17 protein-coding genes are annotated in these 17,578 nt (G+C 72.7%); 7 read left to right on the top strand and 10 right to left on the bottom strand.

The annotated features are described in order from the left end of the window. The first annotated feature begins 26 nt into the window (after positions 1 to 26). On the top strand, positions 27 to 698 hold the full coding sequence (locus tag ACZ7G1_RS05260; RefSeq protein ID WP_470877767.1) for a PH domain-containing protein: 672 nt from the start codon (positions 27 to 29) through the stop codon (positions 696 to 698). Between the two features lie 98 nt (positions 699 to 796). Here ACZ7G1_RS05260 and ACZ7G1_RS05255 read toward each other — a convergent pair whose 3' ends face one another. The 3 genes from ACZ7G1_RS05255 to ACZ7G1_RS05245 form a co-directional block, all read right to left on the bottom strand. Next, on the bottom strand, positions 797 to 2,449 hold the full coding sequence (locus ACZ7G1_RS05255; RefSeq protein ID WP_470877768.1) for a phospho-sugar mutase: 1,653 nt from the start codon (positions 2,447 to 2,449) through the stop codon (positions 797 to 799). A gap of 289 nt (positions 2,450 to 2,738) precedes the next feature. Continuing rightward, positions 2,739 to 3,542, bottom strand: coding sequence for a purine-nucleoside phosphorylase (locus ACZ7G1_RS05250; RefSeq protein WP_360808701.1), 804 nt, complete (start codon positions 3,540 to 3,542; stop codon positions 2,739 to 2,741). Positions 3,543 to 3,745: 203 nt separating this feature from the next. Beyond that, a complete protein-coding gene (locus ACZ7G1_RS05245; RefSeq protein ID WP_017239758.1) occupies positions 3,746 to 4,183 on the bottom strand; it encodes a gamma-glutamylcyclotransferase family protein in 438 nt (145 codons plus the stop codon). 239 nt (positions 4,184 to 4,422) lie between these two features. Between ACZ7G1_RS05245 and ACZ7G1_RS05240 the strand changes: the two genes are divergently transcribed. Next, positions 4,423 to 5,862, top strand: coding sequence for an NAD(P)H-quinone dehydrogenase (locus tag ACZ7G1_RS05240; protein WP_470877769.1), 1,440 nt, complete (start codon positions 4,423 to 4,425; stop codon positions 5,860 to 5,862). A gap of 225 nt (positions 5,863 to 6,087) precedes the next feature. Then, a complete protein-coding gene (locus ACZ7G1_RS05235) occupies positions 6,088 to 7,008 on the top strand; it encodes a DeoR/GlpR family DNA-binding transcription regulator (RefSeq protein ID WP_470877891.1) in 921 nt (306 codons plus the stop codon). A 65-nt stretch (positions 7,009 to 7,073) separates the two neighbouring features. On the opposite strand, the gene ACZ7G1_RS05230 is transcribed toward ACZ7G1_RS05235, so the two are convergent. Further along, the gene (locus ACZ7G1_RS05230; protein ID WP_470877770.1) at positions 7,074 to 7,619 is read right to left on the bottom strand and encodes a TetR/AcrR family transcriptional regulator; all 546 of its coding nucleotides are present in this window, start codon (positions 7,617 to 7,619) and stop codon (positions 7,074 to 7,076) included. Between the two features lie 110 nt (positions 7,620 to 7,729). Then, entirely contained in the window at positions 7,730 to 9,487 is a 1,758-nt protein-coding gene (locus tag ACZ7G1_RS05225; RefSeq protein WP_470877771.1) for an acetyl/propionyl/methylcrotonyl-CoA carboxylase subunit alpha, read from the bottom strand. Between the two features lie 372 nt (positions 9,488 to 9,859). On the opposite strand from ACZ7G1_RS05225, the gene ACZ7G1_RS05220 reads away from it, so the two are divergent. After that, positions 9,860 to 10,309: a hypothetical protein gene (locus tag ACZ7G1_RS05220; RefSeq protein WP_470877772.1), complete on the top strand. Its 450-nt coding sequence runs from the start codon at positions 9,860 to 9,862 to the stop codon at positions 10,307 to 10,309. Between the two features lie 3 nt (positions 10,310 to 10,312). On the opposite strand, the gene ACZ7G1_RS05215 is transcribed toward ACZ7G1_RS05220, so the two are convergent. From ACZ7G1_RS05215 to ACZ7G1_RS05205, 3 genes are all read right to left on the bottom strand, one after another. Beyond that, complete coding sequence (locus tag ACZ7G1_RS05215; RefSeq protein ID WP_470877773.1) at positions 10,313 to 10,918, bottom strand: nucleoside triphosphate pyrophosphatase; 606 nt, start codon at positions 10,916 to 10,918, stop codon at positions 10,313 to 10,315. 46 nt (positions 10,919 to 10,964) lie between these two features. Further along, the gene (mmpB, locus tag ACZ7G1_RS05210; protein ID WP_470877774.1) at positions 10,965 to 11,093 is read right to left on the bottom strand and encodes a morphogenic membrane protein MmpB; all 129 of its coding nucleotides are present in this window, start codon (positions 11,091 to 11,093) and stop codon (positions 10,965 to 10,967) included. A 69-nt stretch (positions 11,094 to 11,162) separates the two neighbouring features. Then, complete coding sequence (locus tag ACZ7G1_RS05205) at positions 11,163 to 11,798, bottom strand: TetR/AcrR family transcriptional regulator (RefSeq protein WP_470877775.1); 636 nt, start codon at positions 11,796 to 11,798, stop codon at positions 11,163 to 11,165. A gap of 70 nt (positions 11,799 to 11,868) precedes the next feature. Between ACZ7G1_RS05205 and ACZ7G1_RS05200 the strand changes: the two genes are divergently transcribed. After that, entirely contained in the window at positions 11,869 to 13,275 is a 1,407-nt protein-coding gene (locus ACZ7G1_RS05200; protein ID WP_470877776.1) for an MFS transporter, read from the top strand. 68 nt (positions 13,276 to 13,343) lie between these two features. Here the strand turns inward: ACZ7G1_RS05200 and ACZ7G1_RS05195 are convergent, their stop codons facing one another. Together ACZ7G1_RS05195 and ACZ7G1_RS05190 are read right to left on the bottom strand one after the other, a co-directional pair. Continuing rightward, positions 13,344 to 13,556, bottom strand: a complete 213-nt coding sequence (locus ACZ7G1_RS05195) for an acyl-CoA carboxylase epsilon subunit (protein ID WP_470877777.1) — start codon at positions 13,554 to 13,556, stop codon at positions 13,344 to 13,346. 39 nt (positions 13,557 to 13,595) lie between these two features. Continuing rightward, positions 13,596 to 15,200, bottom strand: a complete 1,605-nt coding sequence (locus tag ACZ7G1_RS05190; RefSeq protein WP_470877778.1) for an acyl-CoA carboxylase subunit beta — start codon at positions 15,198 to 15,200, stop codon at positions 13,596 to 13,598. 134 nt (positions 15,201 to 15,334) lie between these two features. Here ACZ7G1_RS05190 and ACZ7G1_RS05185 point away from each other — a divergent pair, with 134 nt between their 5' ends. Both ACZ7G1_RS05185 and ACZ7G1_RS05180 read left to right on the top strand, forming a co-directional pair. Then, positions 15,335 to 16,180, top strand: a complete 846-nt coding sequence (locus tag ACZ7G1_RS05185; RefSeq protein ID WP_470877779.1) for a biotin--[acetyl-CoA-carboxylase] ligase — start codon at positions 15,335 to 15,337, stop codon at positions 16,178 to 16,180. A gap of 159 nt (positions 16,181 to 16,339) precedes the next feature. Beyond that, a complete protein-coding gene (locus tag ACZ7G1_RS05180) occupies positions 16,340 to 17,479 on the top strand; it encodes an adenylate/guanylate cyclase domain-containing protein (protein ID WP_470877780.1) in 1,140 nt (379 codons plus the stop codon). Positions 17,480 to 17,578: the final 99 nt, after the last annotated feature.

Here is a 17,578-nt window from a genome sequence, read left to right as displayed (position 1 = left end):
CCGGCCCGCTGAGGCAGAATCGCGGCATGACGACCCCCGAGCCGACCCCCGAGCCGGGTCACGAGCCCAGCCGCGAGTCGACCCCCGCCCAGCCGTCCGCCGACCGCGTCTTCCGGTCGCCCCTCGGTATCGCGAGCGGGGTGTTCCTGCTGCTGCTCGCGGCCCTCTTCGCGGTCGACGCGGTGATCCGGGGCGAGGGACGGACGGCGTGGGTCGCGCTCGCGGGCCTGATCCTGGCCGTCCCGCTGATCGTCGCGTTCACGATCAGGCCGGCGGTGTACGCCAACGAGGACCGGCTCCGGATCCGCAACCCGTTCCGGTCGATCACGCTGCCCTGGGCCTCGGTCGCCGACATCCGCGCCGGCTACTCCAGCGAGGTCTTCACCCAGGACGGCGCCAAGTACCAGCTGTGGGCCGTCCCGATCTCGCTGCGCCAGCGCAAGCGCGCCGCCCGGCGGGCCGCCCGCGCCTCCCAGGACGATCCGCACGGCCGCACCTCCGTCAGCGCCGACGTCAGCGACTCCACCGCCCGCTTCGCCGCCGGCGACCAGACCGTCGCCGACCTCCGCGAACTCGCCGAAGCCCGCGCCGCCGGCCCGGGCGCCCAGGGCGAGCCGCAGGTGCGCTGGGCGTACGAGATCGTCGGACCCGCCGTGGCAGGGCTCGTCCTCCTGGTGATCCTCCTCGCGATCGGCTAGCCACCGCCTGGCCGCGCGCGTCCGCGCGGCACACGGGGCAACGCCCGGGGGCCGGTACGGAAGTGATTCCGTACCGGCCCCCGGGGAGACGCGACCGCTTACAGGCCCGCGGCGGCGGACAGGTCCCGCTTGATCGTGGCGAGGATGTCCGCGCCGGTGGCGCGGGCGGGGGCGAGTTCGCTGGCGTCGGCGACCGGGACGACGACCTCCAGGTAGCACTTGAGCTTGGGCTCGGTGCCGCTCGGGCGGACGATCACGCGGGCCTTGTAGGCGCCTTCCAGGTGGTAGCGCAGGCCGTCCGTCGGCGGCAGGGACTCCGTGCCCTTCGTCAGGTCCTCCGCCGAGACGACGGTGAGCCCGGCGAGCGAGACCGGCGGGCGCTCGCGCAGCGCGGCCATCGCGTTCGCGATGACGCTCAGGTCCTCGACCCGCACCGACAGCTGGTCCGTGGCGTGCAGTCCGTGGGCCACCGCCAGGTCGTCCAGGAGGTCGGTCAGCGTCCGGTCCTGCTCCTTCAGGACCGAGGCAAGCTCGGTCACGAGCAGCGCGGCCGTGATGCCGTCCTTGTCGCGGACGCCCTCGGGGTCGACGCAGTAGCCGAGCGCCTCCTCGTAGCCGTACCGCAGCCCCTCGACGCGGGCGATCCACTTGAAGCCGGTCAGCGTCTCCTCGTACCCGACGCCCGCCGCCTCGGCGATCCGGCCGAGCAGCGAGGAGGACACGATCGACTCGGCGAAGACGCCCCTGGCGCCCTTGTGCACCAGGTGCGCGGCGAGCAGCGCGCCCACCTCGTCGCCGCGCAGCATCCGCCAGCCTCCCTCGGCGGAGGCGTCGGGCACGGCCACCGCGCAGCGGTCCGCGTCCGGGTCGTTCGCGATCACGATGTCGGGGTCCACGGCCCTGGCCGCCTCGAAGGCCAGGTCCATCGCACCCGGCTCCTCCGGGTTGGGGAACGCGACCGTCGGGAACGCCGGGTCCGGGTCCGCCTGCTCGGCCACCAGCGCCGGCGGCGGGAAGCCCGCCCGGGCGAAGGCGGCCGTCAGGACCTCCTTGCCGACGCCGTGCATGGCCGTGTACACGGTCCGGGCGGTACGGGGGGAACCGGGCGTCAGGACCGCGTCCGTACGCTCCAGGTACGCCTGCAGGACCTCGTCGCCGAGGGTCTCCCAGCCGTCCGCCGGGCGCGGCACGTCGTGCAGCGACCGCACCGCGGCGATCTCGGCCGCGATCTCCGCGTCGGCCGGCGGCACGATCTGCGAGCCGTCGCCCAGGTACACCTTGTAGCCGTTGTCGCGCGGCGGGTTGTGGCTCGCGGTCACCTCGACGCCCGCGACGGCGCCCAGATGCCTTATGGCGTACGCGAGGACGGGCGTCGGCAGCGGCCGGGGGAGCAGCGCGGCGCGCAGCCCCGCGCCGGTCATCACGGCCGCGGTGTCCCGCGCGAAGTCCTCCGACTTGTAGCGCGCGTCGTAGCCGATGACGACGAGCCCGCCGTCCTGGCCCTTCGCCTTCAGGTACGCGGCCAGGCCCGCGGCCGCGCGGATGACGACCGAGCGGTTCATCCGCATCGGCCCGGCGCCGATCTCGCCGCGGAGGCCCGCGGTGCCGAACTGGAGGGTCCCGCCGAAGCGGGCGGCGAGCTCGTCGGTCGCGCCGGCGTCGATGAGCGCGGCGAGCTCCTCGCGCGTCTCTGCGTCGGGGTCCTCGGCGAGCCAGGCCTTGGCCCGGGTGAGGAGGTCGTCCTGCGTCACGGTGTGCCTTTCGGGGAGCGGGGCGCCGGGTGCGCGGCGGGCGGTGCGGGGTGGGCCGCTGCGCGGGGCCTGTTCCCCACCCCGCCCCTTCCCGAAACCGGGGCTCCGCCCCGGACCCCGCGCCTCAAACGCCGGCGAGGCCGGGTTTTCCCTTGCGGGCGGAAATCCAGCCCGCCCGGCGTTTGAGGGCACGGCCGTAGGCCGTACGGGGTCGGGGGCTTGCCCCGGGGTTTCCGGAAGGGGCGTCGGGGGGTGAGGGCTCCGCGCAGCGGCCCCCGAGCCGGGAGGCTCAGATCTTGTCGAGGACGCTCGTCAGGAGCTCGCCCATGCGCGCGGCCGAGTCCTTGCCCGCCTGGAGGACCTCTTCGTGGTTGAGCGGCTCGCCGGAGAGACCGGCGGCGAGGTTGGTGACGAGCGAAATGCCCAGGACCTCGGCGCCCGCCTCGCGCGCGGCGATGGCCTCCAGGACGGTGGACATGCCGACGAGGTCGCCGCCCATGACGCGGACCATGTTGATCTCGGCCGGGGTCTCGTAGTGCGGGCCGGGGAACTGGACGTAGACGCCCTCTTCCAGGGTCTCGTCGACCTCCTTGCACAGGGCGCGGAGCCGCGGCGAGTAGAGGTCGGTGAGGTCGACGAAGTTCGCGCCGACGATCGGGGAGGCGGCCGTCAGGTTGAGGTGGTCGCTGATGAGGACCGGCTGGCCGGGGCGCATGCCCTCGCGGAGGCCGCCGCAGCCGTTGGTGAGGACGACGGTCTTGCAGCCGGCGGCGACGGCGGTGCGGACGCCGTGGACGACGGAGGCGACGCCGCGGCCCTCGTAGTAGTGGGTGCGGCCGAGGAAGACGAGGGCGCGCTTCTCACCGATCTTGTACGAGCGGACCTTGCCGCCGTGGCCCTCGACGGCGGGCGGCGGGAAGCCGGGGAGCTCGGTGACGGGGAACTCGGCCTCGGGGGCGCCGAGGGCGTCGACGGCGGGGGCCCAGCCGGAACCCATGACCAGGACGACGTCGTGGTTCTCGACGCCGGTCAGTTCGCGAAGACGGGCGGCAGCGGCCTCGGCGGCCTCGTACGGGGTGGCAGTTGCGTTCACTGACTCTCTCGCCTCGGGGAGGGGGGTCCGAGGGGAGCCCCGGACGGATTTGGTACCCGAAGAAGCCTAGCCGGAGAATCCCTACGCGCGTAGATGACGATGCTGACGGACATGCGATCGTTGTCTTGTCGTTTCCGACGAACGGCGCAACCGATTGCCACGGACGGATCAGCCGGAAGCCCTGACCGCCCGCCGGCCGGGCCTCAGCAGGGGCGCTTGCGGAGCTCCATCACGTAGTCGTGCGGGGCGCCCGCGGACTCGGCGGCGTCGGCGACCTCGCCGAGGTAGCGGGCGGAGGGGAGGCCGCCCTCGTAGGCGTTGAGGACGTAGACCCAGGCCGGTTCCTCGCCGTCGAGGGTGTGGACCCGTACGCGCATCCGGCGGTAGATGTCGAGGCCCACGCCCTCCCAGCGGTCCATGGAGTCCTCGTCCATCGGCGCGATGTCGTACAGCGCCACGAAGACCTGGGAGCGGGGGGCCTCCACGATGGTGGCGAGCGCTCCCTCCCAGCCCATCTGCTCTCCGCCGAAGGTGAGCCGCCAGCCGTTGAGCCAGCCGGTGCCGCGCAGCGGGGAGTGCGGTGCGCGGCGGCTCATCAGCCGCGCGTCGAGGTTGCCGGCGAAAGCGGCGTAGAGCGACATGGCACCGAGGGTACGGGAGGGGGTGGGGTGTCCGCCGAACTCCGAGGTGGCAGGCGCGGGAAGGGCCGGCGAAGGCCCCGGGAAGCCCCGTCGGCGCGTCTACCGAGCCCCGACGTGAGGCCGCGCCGGGCGTGCGGGAGAATGGGGTACGCACTTGAAGCGTGCGGGACAATGGCGTACGCACTGCACCCCAGCGGGGGGACCCCCCGGCAGAACGAGAGCGCGAGGCGTAGATCCCAGTGACCCGGATCGTGATCATCGGCGGCGGACCCGGCGGATACGAGGCGGCCCTGGTGGGCGCCCAACTCGGCGCGGAGGTGACCGTCGTCGACTGCGACGGCCTCGGCGGCGCGTCCGTCCTGACCGACTGCGTCCCCTCCAAGACCCTGATCGCCACCGCCGAGGTGATGACCACCTTCGACTCCTCGTACGAGGAGCTCGGCATCATCGTCGCGGACGACACCCCGCACGTCGAGCAGGCCGCCCGCGTGGTCGGCGTGGACCTGGGCAAGGTCAACCGACGCGTGAAGCGCCTCGCGCTGGCCCAGTCGCACGACATCACCGCCTCCGTCACCCGGGCCGGCGCCCGGGTGCTGCGCGGCCGCGGCCGGCTGTCCGGCCGGCAGGCCGTGGACGGCTCCCGCCAGGTGATCGTCACCGCCGCCGACGGCAGCGAGGAGACGCTGACCGCGGACGCCGTGCTGATCGCGACCGGCGCCCACCCGCGCGAGGTGCCGGACGCCAAGCCGGACGGCGAGCGCATCCTGAACTGGACCCAGGTCTACGACCTGAAGGAGCTCCCCGAGGAGCTCATCGTGGTCGGTTCCGGCGTCACCGGCGCCGAGTTCGCCGGCGCCTACCAGGCGCTCGGCTCCCGGGTCACCCTGGTCTCCTCCCGTGACCGGGTCCTCCCCGGCGAGGACCCGGACGCGGCCGCGGTCCTGGAGGACGTCTTCCGGCGCCGGGGCATGAACGTCATGGCCCGCTCCCGCGCCGAGTCCGCCAAGCGGGTCGGCGACCGGGTCGAGGTCACCCTCGCGGACGGCCGGGTCATCTCCGGCACGCACTGCCTCATGGCGGTCGGCGCGATCCCGAACTCGGCCGGAATGGGCCTGGAGGAGGCCGGGATCAGGCTGAAGGACTCCGGTCACATCTGGACCGACCGGGTCTCCCGTACCAGCGCCCCCGGTGTGTACGCGGCCGGTGACGTCACCGGTGTCTTCGCGCTGGCCTCGGTCGCCGCCATGCAGGGCCGCATCGCGATGTACCACTTCCTCGGCGACGCGGTGGCCCCGCTGAACCTGAAGACGGTCTCGTCGAACGTCTTCACCGACCCCGAGATCGCCACCGTCGGCTACACCCAGGCCGACGTGGACGCGGGCAAGATCGACGCCAAGGTCGTCAAGCTGCCGCTGCTGCGCAACCCGCGCGCCAAGATGCAGGGCATCCGGGACGGCTTCGTGAAGATCTTCTGCCGCCCCGGCACCGGCATCGTGGTCGGCGGCTGTGTCGTCGCCCCGAAGGCGAGCGAACTGATTCACCCGATCTCGATCGCGGTCGACAACAATCTGACGGTCGAACAGATCGCAAATGCTTTCACCGTGTACCCCTCCCTGTCGGGCTCGATCGCCGAAGTGGCACGGCAGTTGCACACCCGAAAGTCGGCGGGCGAGGCGTAGCACCTCCGTCCGGCCCCGCTCCCAACTGCGGGAACGGTTCGCCGACTCGGACAACCCCCGGCAAGGCGGGGCATAAAACGATCAACGGCGGGGCCTCCCATACCACTTGGAGGCCCCGTCCGTGCGCATCTTCTGCAATTCGGCGCATAGTGCTGAAAACTATCGGCCGCTCACGTTACTGTCAGTTTCGTGTTCGCTGCAGAACGTCGCCAGTTGATCCTCGAAATGGTGCGAGCCAATGGGGCCGTGTCGCTCCGCGAGCTCGCCCGCGTCGTCCAGACCTCGGAAGTGACCGTACGGCGAGACGTACGGGCCCTTGAGGCAGAAGGACTCCTCGACCGCCGCCACGGCGGTGCGGTGTTGCCGGGCGGATTCACGCGAGAATCCGGCTTCCCGCAGAAATCCCATCTCGCGACCGCGGAGAAGACGGCCATCGCCGATGTCGCCGCGAGCCTCGTCGAAGAAGGCGAGGCCATCGTCGTCGGCGCCGGGACGACCACGCAGGAGCTGGCCCGCCGGCTCGCCCGCGTGCCCGGTCTGACCGTGGTCACCAACTCCCTGCTCGTCGCCCAGGCCCTCGCCCACGCCAACCGGGTCGAGGTCGTCATGACCGGCGGCACCCTGCGCGGCTCCAACTACGCGCTGGTGGGCAGCGGGGCCGAGCAGTCCCTCCAGGGGCTGCGGGTCTCCCGGGCCTTCCTCTCCGGAAGCGGGCTCACCGCCGAGCGCGGGCTCTCCACGTCCAACATGCTCTCCGCGAGCGTGGACCGGGCCCTCGTGCAGGCGGCGGCGGAGGTCGTGGTCCTCGCCGACCACACCAAACTCGGCTCCGACACCATGTTCCAGACGGTCCCCACCGACGTCATCACCCGCCTCGTCACCGACGAACCCCCCGCCCACGACGACCGGGCGGCCACCGAGCTCCAGGCCCTCGCCGACCAGGGCGTCCAGATCGCCGTGGCCGGTACGGGACAGGGCGCGGGCGGCGGTGACCAGCACCCTCCGGGCGCCCGGCCCCGCCGCGACATGCCGCTCCCCGTCCAGCGCGGCCGGATGGCGGCGGGGCAGTACCGGGGGCCCGGCAGCGGCATGGCCGCCGAGACGATGGAGCGCACGGCGCGCGTCGCCGACATGCGCCGGCGTTAGGAAGGGGCCCGCGGGACCCTCCCCCAGGGGTCCCAGGCCACCCGTACGACGTCAGCAAGACCTGCTCAGTCCTTGAGGCCGCGCAGCGTCAGGGCGAGCAGACGGTCCGCCAGGAGCGCGTCCTCCGGGCACTGTTCGGCCGCCAGCGCGATCGCGTTGGTCAGCTGCATCAGATCGCCGATCGACACGTCGGCACGGACCTGCTTCGCCTCCTGGGCGCGCGAGAGGAGCCGCTCACCGGCCGCGCGCAGCGGGTCGCTGCACCGGGCGAGCGCCGAACTCCGGTCGTACGAGGCGGACATCAGCGCGTGCGCGAGTCCCCGGTACTCCACCGCGTGGGTGATCAGCGCCCGCAGCCAGTCCACCAGGGCGTGGCACGGCGCATCCGCCTCCGCCAGCTCCCGTGAGCGGTCGAGGAGTTCCGCCAGGGCCTCCTGGAAGACCGCGTTGAGGAGTTCGGCCCGGGTGGGGAAGTGGCGGTAGAGCGTGCCGATGCCTACCCCCGCGCGCCGCGCGATCTCCTCCAGGGGCGCGTCGGTGCCCTGCTGGGCGAAGGCGGCGCGGGCTTCGGTGAGCAGCCGCTCGTGGTTACGGCGCGCGTCGGCTCGCATGGCTTGAGGGCCCTCCCCTGATCCTGCCCCGTCCTCTCGCGCACACCGCGTGCGCGAAGGGCCCGCAGGCTGCTGCCTGCGGGCCCTTCGTACCGTACTGGGTGCGACGGTCAGTCCTTGATGTCGCAGATGGAGGCGCCGGAGGTGACGGACGCGCCGACCTCGGCGGTCAGGCCCTTGACGGTGCCGGAGCGGTGCGCGTTGAGCGGCTGCTCCATCTTCATGGCCTCCAGGACGACGATGAGGTCGCCCTCCTTGACCTCCTGGCCCTCCTCGACCGCGACCTTGACGATCGTGCCCTGCATCGGGGAGGCGAGGGTGTCGCCGGAGGCGGTCGGGCCGGACTTCTTGGCCGCGCGCCGCTTCGGCTTGGCGCCGGCCGCGATGCCCTGGCGGGCCAGCGACATGCCGAGCGAGGACGGCAGGGAGACCTCGAGGCGCTTGCCGCCGACCTCGACGACGATCGTCTCGCGGTTGCCCTCGTCCTCCTCGGCCTCGCCGCCGCCGGCGGGGGCGAAGGGCTTGATCTCGTTGACGAACTCCGTCTCGATCCACCGGGTGTGGACGCGGAACGGGTCGGCGGTGAAGTCAGGGTCGACCACGGCGGCCTGGTGGAACGGGATGGCCGTGGCCATGCCCTCGACCTTGAACTCGGCCAGGGCGCGGGCGGCGCGCTGGAGCGCCTGCTCGCGGGTCGCGCCGGTGACGATCAGCTTGGCGAGGAGCGAGTCCCACGCCGGGCCGATGACCGAGCCGGACTCGACGCCCGCGTCCAGGCGGACACCGGGGCCGGTCGGCGGCTGGAAGAGGGTCACGGTGCCGGGGGCGGGCAGGAAGTTGCGGCCCGGGTCCTCGCCGTTGATGCGGAACTCGAAGGAGTGACCGCGGACGGCGGGGTCGCCGTAGCCGAGCTCCTCGCCGTCGGCGATGCGGAACATCTCGCGGACCAGGTCGATGCCGGTGACCTCTTCGGTGACCGGGTGCTCGACCTGGAGGCGGGTGTTGACCTCCAGGAAGGAGATCGTGCCGTCGGTGCCGACGAGGAACTCGACCGTGCCGGCGCCGACGTAGCCGGCCTCCTTCAGGATCGCCTTCGAGGCGGCGTACAGCTCCGCGTTCTGCTCGGCCGTCAGGAACGGCGCGGGCGCCTCCTCGACGAGCTTCTGGTGGCGGCGCTGGAGCGAGCAGTCACGGGTGGACACGACGACCACGTTGCCGTGGGAGTCGGCCAGGCACTGGGTCTCGACGTGCCGCGGCTTGTCGAGGTAGCGCTCGACGAAGCACTCGCCGCGGCCGAAGGCGGCGACGGCCTCGCGGACGGCGGAGTCGTACAGCTCCGGGACCTCTTCGAGGGTGCGGGCGACCTTCAGGCCGCGACCGCCGCCACCGAAGGCGGCCTTGATCGCGATCGGCAGGCCGTGCTCCTCGGCGAAGGCGACGACCTCGTCGGCGCCCGACACCGGGTCGGGGGTGCCGGCCACGAGGGGCGCGCCGGCGCGCTGCGCGATGTGACGCGCCGCCACCTTGTCGCCGAGGTCGCGGATGGCCTGCGGCGGCGGGCCGATCCAGATCAGACCGGCGTCCAGGACGGCCTGGGCGAACTCGGCGTTCTCGGAGAGGAAGCCGTAGCCCGGGTGGACGGCGTCCGCGCCGGAGTCCTTGGCGGCCTGCAACACCTTGGCCATGTCCAGGTAACTGGTCGCCGGAGTGTCACCGCCCAGAGCGAACGCCTCGTCGGCCGCCCGGACGTGCAGAGCGTCCCGGTCCGGATCGGCGTACACGGCCACGCTGCCGATTCCCGCGTCCCGGCAGGCCCGGGCCACACGGACAGCGATTTCGCCACGGTTGGCGATGAGCACCTTGCGCACGATGGCTCCCTCCTTGAAACAAGCTGAGTTTAGGGACTGCCGACACGGCCTTTCGACCCGTCCCCAGTGGTGAGCTTGCCCACACGGAGCGTGACCCCGGGCCTGCTCGGGTCGTGAATTCCCTTGTCGCACCACGGTACGCAGGGTTCCTTTACGGCACAGTAGCTCCGAGGTGTGGCGCAGGTCTCTGTTCATGAGACCAGTCGCCAATCGGGTTTCTTTGTGGAGTCCCTACGAATGGCTCAACGATTCTTTGCCGGGCCTTCCCGGCTGTCCGTTCGTGTGCGAACTCTTGTCCGGGGGTTTACCGGCCAGTAGCCTTCGCGCTGTCGATCGTACTGTCGGTAACAGCGAACGCAGGGGGTGGCCGAGGTGGCCCGCAGACCGATAGCCCTCGTGACGGCGGCGGTGCTCCTCCTCGAAGCGCCCGGCATCGTCGCGATCAACGCCGTGATGGCACGGTTCGTCGAGGTGCAGGCGATGTCCCTCGACGGCATGGACCCCGACGCGATGGTCACCGGCACCTGGGCCCTCGGCATCGGCTCCGGCGCCGCCCTCGTCCTCTGTGGCCTCGTCGCCCTCCTCGCCGGCATCCGCGACCGGGCCCCCGGCCGGTTCGGCCGGGGACTGCTCATCGGCTGCGCGATCGTGCACGGACTCCTCGGCGCGATCGCCGTCGGCCTCCTCGGCTGGAAGGCCTTCACCTTCCTGATGGTCGTCCTCGGCCTGCTCGTCCTCACCCTCGTGGCGTACGGCAAGGAGACCCCGGCCGCCGAACCGACGGCGGAGCCGGAGCCCGAGCCGGAGCCGGCCGCCTCCTAGGCCTCAGGTCCAGAGGTCGGTGATCTCGACGTCGAGCTTGCGCAGGAGCCTGCGGAGCAGTGGCAGCGACAGGCCGATCACGTTGCCCGGGTCGCCGTCGATGCCGTCGATGAACGGCGCCGAGCGGCCGTCGAGCGTGAACGCGCCCGCCACGTGCAGCGGTTCGCCGCTGGCCACGTACGCGGCGATCTCCGCGTCCGTCGGCTCGCCGAAGCGCACCACGGTGGAGGCGGTCGCCGACTCGTACCGCTTGGCGGCCGTGTCGTACACACAGTGACCCGTCTGCAGGATGCCGACCCGGCCGCGCATCGCCTTCCAGCGCGCGGTCGCCTCCTCGGCGTCGGCCGGCTTGCCCAGGGCCTGCTTGTCGAGCTCGAGGACCGAGTCGCAGCCGATGACCAGCGCGCCGAACACCTCGGGCCTGGCGGCCACATGGGAGGCCTTCGCCTCGGCGAGCGCGAGCGCCAGCTCGGCCGGGGTCGGGGCGTGGACCTTGTCCTCGTCCACACCGCTGACGATCACCTCGGGCGAGAGACCGGCCTGGCGGAGCAGCCCCAGGCGGGCGGGCGAGGCGGAGGCGAGGACGACACGGCGCGGGTCAGCAGTCATGGGGGCAGCGTAGCCAGTACGGCGCGCCCCTCACCCGCTCACCCGCTCAGCGCGCGCTGACGGCGAGCATCGCCACGACGATGGCCAGCGCCAGGAGGACGCCGCTGCGGCGGATCATCGCCTGCATGTCGCGCAGGAACTTCGGCGGCTGGTTCTTCGGGTCGGACCACAGCATGCCCCGATCCTCCGGCCGGGACGGCCGGGGCGCCTGAGTACGGATACTCAGGTGCCCCGTCCCGAAGGACTATTCGCGGACGAACACGCCCTCGCGCGCGGCCGTGAGCGCGGCTGTCGCGGCCCGTCCGGCCACGTCCGGGGTGATCTCCTCGTGGGTGACCGCGAAGCGGTAGTAGAGCGGCGCGGAGACGGCCCGGAGCAGCTCGACGGGGTCCGTGCCGGCCGGGACCTCGCCCCGGGCGGCGCCCCTGGTGACGGCCGGGGTCCATTCGGCGAGCCGGGTCCGGTAGAAGCCGGCGAGGGCGCGGGCGCACTCCTCGTCGCAGGCCGCGGCGGCGATGACGGCGCGGAAGACGGCGCCCATCCGGGGGTCGGTGAGGGTGGCCCGGACGAGTTCGGCGTTGGCCCGGAGGTCGCCCGCGAGGGTGCCGGTGTCGGCGGCGGGCAGCGACTGTTCCGCCATGTCGTGCAGGAGGTCGCCGACCAGGCCGGTGGGGGAGGTCCAGCGGCGGTAGACGGTGGTCTTGCCGACGCCGGCGCTGGCGGCGATCCGGTCCATGTTCAGGGCGTGGAAGCCGGCGTCGGCGAGGGCTTCGAGGGTGGCGTCGAGGACGGCCCTCCGGACCTTCGCGGTACGGCCGCCGGGGCGCAGGGTGCCGGGGGAGGCCGGCCGGCTCTCGTTCAAATGGGTCTCCAGTTCCATTAACGCCATCGACTCTGCTACGGTACGGGACATCTTAACGGAACCATCCTCCCATTAAGGGGTCGTACGCATGGTTGCCCTGGATCTCCCCGCGCCCACCGAGCCCACCACGCGCCCCGCGCCGGACCGCATGACCGGACGGATGCGGCTCGTCCTCCTCGTCCTCCTCCTCGCCCAGTTCATGCTGGCCGTGGACTTCTCGATCCTGAACGTCGCCCTGCCCGTCATCGGCCAGGGGCTCGGCTTCACCCTCGGCGGCCTCCAGTGGATCGCCACCGCCTTCGCCCTCGCCGCCGCCGGCTTCACCCTGCTCTTCGGGCGCGTCGCCGACCTGATCGGCCGCCGCCGCCTCTTCCTCGGCGGCATGGCGCTCCTCGGCCTCTCCTCGCTCGCCGGCGGCCTCGCCACCGGCCCCGAGGTCCTCATGGCCGCCCGGGTCGCCCAGGGCCTCGCCACCGCCGCCGTCACCCCCGCGGCCCTCTCCCTGCTCACCGCCTCCTTCCCCGAGGGCCCGCTGCGGGCCAGGGCGCTCGGCCTCAACGGCGCCCTGATGTCCGCGGGCTTCACCACCGGCGCGATCCTCGGCGGCGTCCTCACCGACCTGCTCTCCTGGCGCTGGGCCTTCCTCGTCAACGTGCCGGTCGCCCTCGCCGTCCTCCTCGTCGCCCCCGCCGTCATCCGGGAGAGCCGCCCGGCGGTCCGCCCCCGCCTCGACGTGCCCGGCGCGATCACCGTCACCGGCGGGCTCCTCGCCCTCGTCTACGGCCTGACGGCCGCCGGCGAGCACGGCTGGAGCGACACCGGAGCCCTGCTCGCCCTCGCCGCCGGAGCCGTCCTCCTCGCCGCCTTCGGCCTCGTCGAGCGCCGCGCCGCCTCGCCCCTGGTCCCGCTCGGCGTCCTGCGCCGCCGCACCGTCGTCTGGGGCAACGCCGCCGGGCTCGTCGCCTTCGTCACCGAGACCTCGCTGGTCTTCCTGATGACGCTCTACCTCCAGGACGTCCTGGGCTTCTCACCGCTCGCCGCCGGGCTCTCCTTCGGCGTCCTCGGCGCCGGCACGATCCTCGGCGGGGTCACCGCGTCCCGGTTCATCGGCCGCTTCGGGACCCGTACCGCCCTCGTCTCCGGCGGACTCCTCCAGGCCGTCGCGACCCTCGCGCTGTACGGACTCGGCGACGACCGGGGCGGCCTGTGGCTGCTGCTCGCCGCGACCTTCGCCGGCGGCGTGGGCAACATGCTCGCCATCGTCGGCTTCATGGTCACCGCCACCTCCGGCATCCCCGACGGCGAGCAGGGCATGGCGACCGGCCTCGCGACGATGACCCAGCAGATCGGCATCACTCTGGGCACGCCGGTCATGAGCGCCGTCGTCGTCACCGCCCCCGTCCTCCTCGACGGCATCGGCCTCGCGGTCCTCGTCAACGCCGGCATCGCCGCCGCCGGAGCCGTACTCGCCGGCCTCTTCCTCCGCCGTACGTGACACGGGCGCGGAACGCGCGAGAGGCCGGACCCCCCGCACACGGGGTCCGGCCTCTCGTCAGGGGTCGGCTACACCGGCCAGTACGACCTGGCCCAGGCGCGCGGGCCCGGCCGGTGCCGTACCGAACGCGCGATACGGGAGGGGTCCGACCAGCCCTCCGGCACCGCCGGGCCGGCGCCCTCGGCGGACGCCGCCGCCGTGGCCGCGGCCCGGGCTTGAACGACCGCCAGTGCGGCGGCCAGCTCCTCGGGCGTCGGGTTTCCTCGTACGACCTTGATCACAACGGCTCCTTCGTGCTCGTACGTCTTCGTACGGGGGGCCTACAGCGGGATGTTGCCGTGCTTCTTCGGGGGAAGGGATTCCCGCTTCGTCCGCAGCTGACGCAGGCCCTTCACGATCTGCGGGCGGGTGTCCGATGGCAGGATCACGCCGTCGATGTAGCCGCGCTCGGCCGCGATGTACGGGTTGAGCAGCGCGTCCTCGTACTCCTGAATGAGCCGCGCCCGCTCCGCCTCGACGTCCTTGCCCGCGGCCTCGGCCTCGGCGATGGTGCGGCGGTGCAGGATGTTGACCGCGCCCTGCGCGCCCATGACCGCGATCTGCGCCGTCGGCCACGCCAGGTTCAGGTCGGCGCCCAGGTGCTTGGACCCCATGACGTCGTACGCGCCGCCGAAGGCCTTGCGGGTGATGACCGTGATCAGCGGGACGGTCGCCTCGGCGTACGCGTAGATCAGCTTCGCGCCGCGCCGGATGATGCCGCCGTACTCCTGGTCCACGCCCGGCAGGAAGCCCGGCACGTCCACGAAGGTCAGGACCGGGATGTTGAACGCGTCGCAGGTGCGGACGAACCGCGCGGCCTTCTCGGACGCGTTGATGTCGAGGCAACCCGCGAACTGCATCGGCTGGTTGGCGACCACACCGACCGGGAAGCCCTCGACCCGGCCGAAGCCCGTCACGATGTTCGGCGCGAACAGCGCCTGCGTCTCCAGGAACTCGCCGTCGTCCAGGACGTGCTCGATGACCTTGTGCATGTCGTACGGCTGGTTCGCCGAGTCCGGGATCAGCGTGTCGAGCTCCCGGTCCTCGTCCGTCACCTCGGTCTCCGCGACCTCGGGGAAGGCCGGCGGCTCGGAGAGGTTGTTCGACGGCAGGTACGACAGGAGCGACTTCACGTACTCGATCGCGTCCTTCTCGTCCCCCGACATGTGATGCGCCACGCCCGAGGTCGAGTTGTGCGTCCGGGCGCCGCCCAGCTCCTCGAAGCCCACGTCCTCGCCGGTCACCGTCTTGATGACGTCCGGACCCGTGATGAACATGTGCGAGGTCTGGTCCACCATCACCGTGAAGTCGGTGATCGCGGGGGAGTACACCGCGCCGCCCGCGCACGGGCCGACCACCAGCGAGATCTGCGGGATCACGCCCGACGCGTGGGTGTTGCGGCGGAAGATCTCGCCGTACATGCCCAGCGCGCTCACACCCTCCTGGATGCGCGCGCCGCCCGAGTCGTTGATGCCGACGACCGGGCAGCCCGTCTTCAGCGCGAAGTCCATCACCTTGATGATCTTCTGGCCGTACGTCTCGCCCAGCGCGCCGCCGAAGACGGTGAAGTCCTGCGAGAACACCGCCACCGGACGGCCGTCGACCGTGCCGTAGCCGGTGACGACGCCGTCGCCGTACGGCCGGTTCTTCTCCAGGCCGAAGTTGGTCGACCGGTGCCGGGCCAGCTCGTCGAGCTCGACGAACGAGCCCTCGTCGAGCAGCAGGGCGATCCGCTCGCGCGCGGTCAGCTTGCCCTTCGCGTGCTGCTTCTCCACCGCGCGCTCCGAGCCGGCGTGAGTGGCCTCGTCGATACGGCGCTTGAGGTCCGCGATCTTGCCTGCGGTCGTGTGAATGTCGATCTCGTACTGCTCTGCCGGCTCGGACATCGGGATGCGGCTCCCTGCCTGGTCACGGGGGGTTCGTTGACTACGAATGGGCTACTGCTGGCCTACTGACCCGTAGCGTATCGACGCCGATACGGTTCGGCACTGCGGTCTTTGCCACACCTACTCTGGCTTGCATGACGTCCTCCCAAGGCTCAGGCGGACCCTGGTCCGACCTCGACCGGCCCCCGCTGAACGCCCCCGCACTGCGCCGCGCGCTCGTCACGCCCGACAGTCCGTGGACCTCGCTCGACGTGGTCACCACCACCGGCTCCACCAACAGCGACCTCGCCGCCCGCGCCGACGAACTCCCCGAAGGAGCGATCCTCGTCGCCGAGGAGCAGACCTCGGGCCGCGGCCGCCTCGACCGCACCTGGACGGCGCCCGCCCGCTCCGGACTCTTCGTCTCCATCCTCCTCAAGCCCGAGGTGCCGCTCCACCGCTGGGGCTGGCTCCCGCTGCTCACCGGCGTCGCCGCCGCCACCGGCCTCGCCAAGGCCGCCGGCGTCGACATGTCCCTCAAGTGGCCCAACGACCTGCTGGTTTCCGTCGCGGGCGAGGAACGCAAGACCGGCGGCATCCTCGCCGAGCGGGCCGGCGCGGACGGCGTCGTCGTCGGCCTCGGCATCAACGTCACCCTCCGCGAGGACGAACTCCCCGTCCCCGCCGCCGGCTCCCTCCTCCTCGCCGGCGCCGTCTCCACCGACCGTGACACCCTCCTCCGGGCCGTCCTCCGCTCCTTCGCCCAGTGGTACGGCGACTGGGTCCGCGCCGACGGCGACCCCGTCGAGTCCGGCCTCCAGGCCGCCTACGCCGCCGGCTGCGCCACCCTCGGCCGCCGTGTCCGCGCCGACCTCCCGGGCGAACGCGTGCTCGAAGGCGAAGCCGTCGCCCTCGACGGCGACGGCCGCCTCGTCGTGGCCACCGAAGGCGGCGGCACGGAAGCGGTCGGCGCGGGCGACATCGTGCACCTGCGGACCTGAGCGGGGGCGGGTGCCCGCGTCGCGGCCCGAACCTCGGCCATGGGACGGAATGGCTCGCCGTTCAGGCGTGAGCCATTCCACACCTGCCGTATCGTGGAGCCGATCCAGCGCGACAGATCGGCAGGGCACGGTGGGCAGGGAACGGGCAGGAGGCGGCCGGTGACCGTCGACGACGACAACGAGGGCGGCGCGCCCGAGCCTCCCACGTACCCCACCCCTCACCACGAGGTCGACCACACGGCCGAGCCGACCGACGACCCCCTCGCCATCCGCCTCGAACAGCTCATCCTCGGCGCCGACCGCCGCTACACGCCGTTCCAGGCCGCCCGCACCGCCGGCGTCTCCATGGAGCTCGCCTCCCGCTTCTGGCGGGCCATGGGCTTCGCGGACATCGGCCAGGCGAAGGCGCTCACCGAGGCGGACGTGCTCGCGCTGCGCCGCCTCGCCGGCCTCGTCGAGGCGGGGCTGCTCAGCGAGCCGATGGCCGTCCAGGTCGCCCGCTCCACCGGGCAGACGACCGCGCGCCTCGCCGAGTGGCAGATCGACTCGTTCCTCGAGGGCCTGACCGAGCCGCCCGAGCCCGGCATGACCCGCACCGAGGTCACGTACCCCCTGGTCGAGCTGCTGCTGCCCGAGCTGGAGGAGTTCCTGATCTACGTGTGGCGCCGGCAGCTCGCCGCCGCCACCGGCCGGGTCGTGCAGGCCGCCGACGACGAGGAGATGGTCGACCGGCGGCTCGCGGTCGGCTTCGCGGACCTCGTCGGCTTCACCCGGCTCACCCGCCGCCTCGAGGAGGAGGAGCTCGGCGAGCTCGTCGAGGCCTTCGAGACGACCTGCGCCGACCTCGTCGCCGCGCACGGCGGCCGGCTCATCAAGACCCTCGGCGACGAGGTGCTGTACGCCGCCGACGACGCCGGCACGGCCGCCGAGATCGCGCTCCGCCTCATCGAGACCCTCAGCCACGACGAGACGATGCCCGCGCTGCGCGTCGGCATCGCTTTCGGCACCGTGACGACCCGGATGGGCGACGTCTTCGGCACGACCGTGAACCTCGCGAGCCGGCTCACCTCGATAGCGCCCAAGGACGCCGTCCTCGTCGACGGCGCGCTCGCCGAGGAGCTGTCCAGGACCCGCGAGGCGCCCGTCTCCGAGACGGAGGCCGCCGAGGAGGCGGCGCGGGCCGAGAAGGAGGGCCGCGAGCCCACCCGCTACCGCTTCGCCCTCCAGCCCATGTGGCAGCGCCCGGTCCGCGGCCTCGGCGTCATCGAACCCTGGCTCCTCACCCGCCGCCCGACCTAGGGCCTGGGGGGGGGGGGGGGGGGGGGGGGGGGGGGGGGGGGGGGGGGGGGGGGGGGGGGGGGGGGGGGGGGGGGGGGGGGGGGGGGGGGGGGGGGGGGG

The sequence above is a fragment of the Streptomyces sp. NPDC037273 genome (assembly GCF_055603625.1).
The sequence above is the reverse complement of the archived record's forward strand: the minus strand, read 5'-3'. Positions and strand labels throughout refer to the sequence as shown.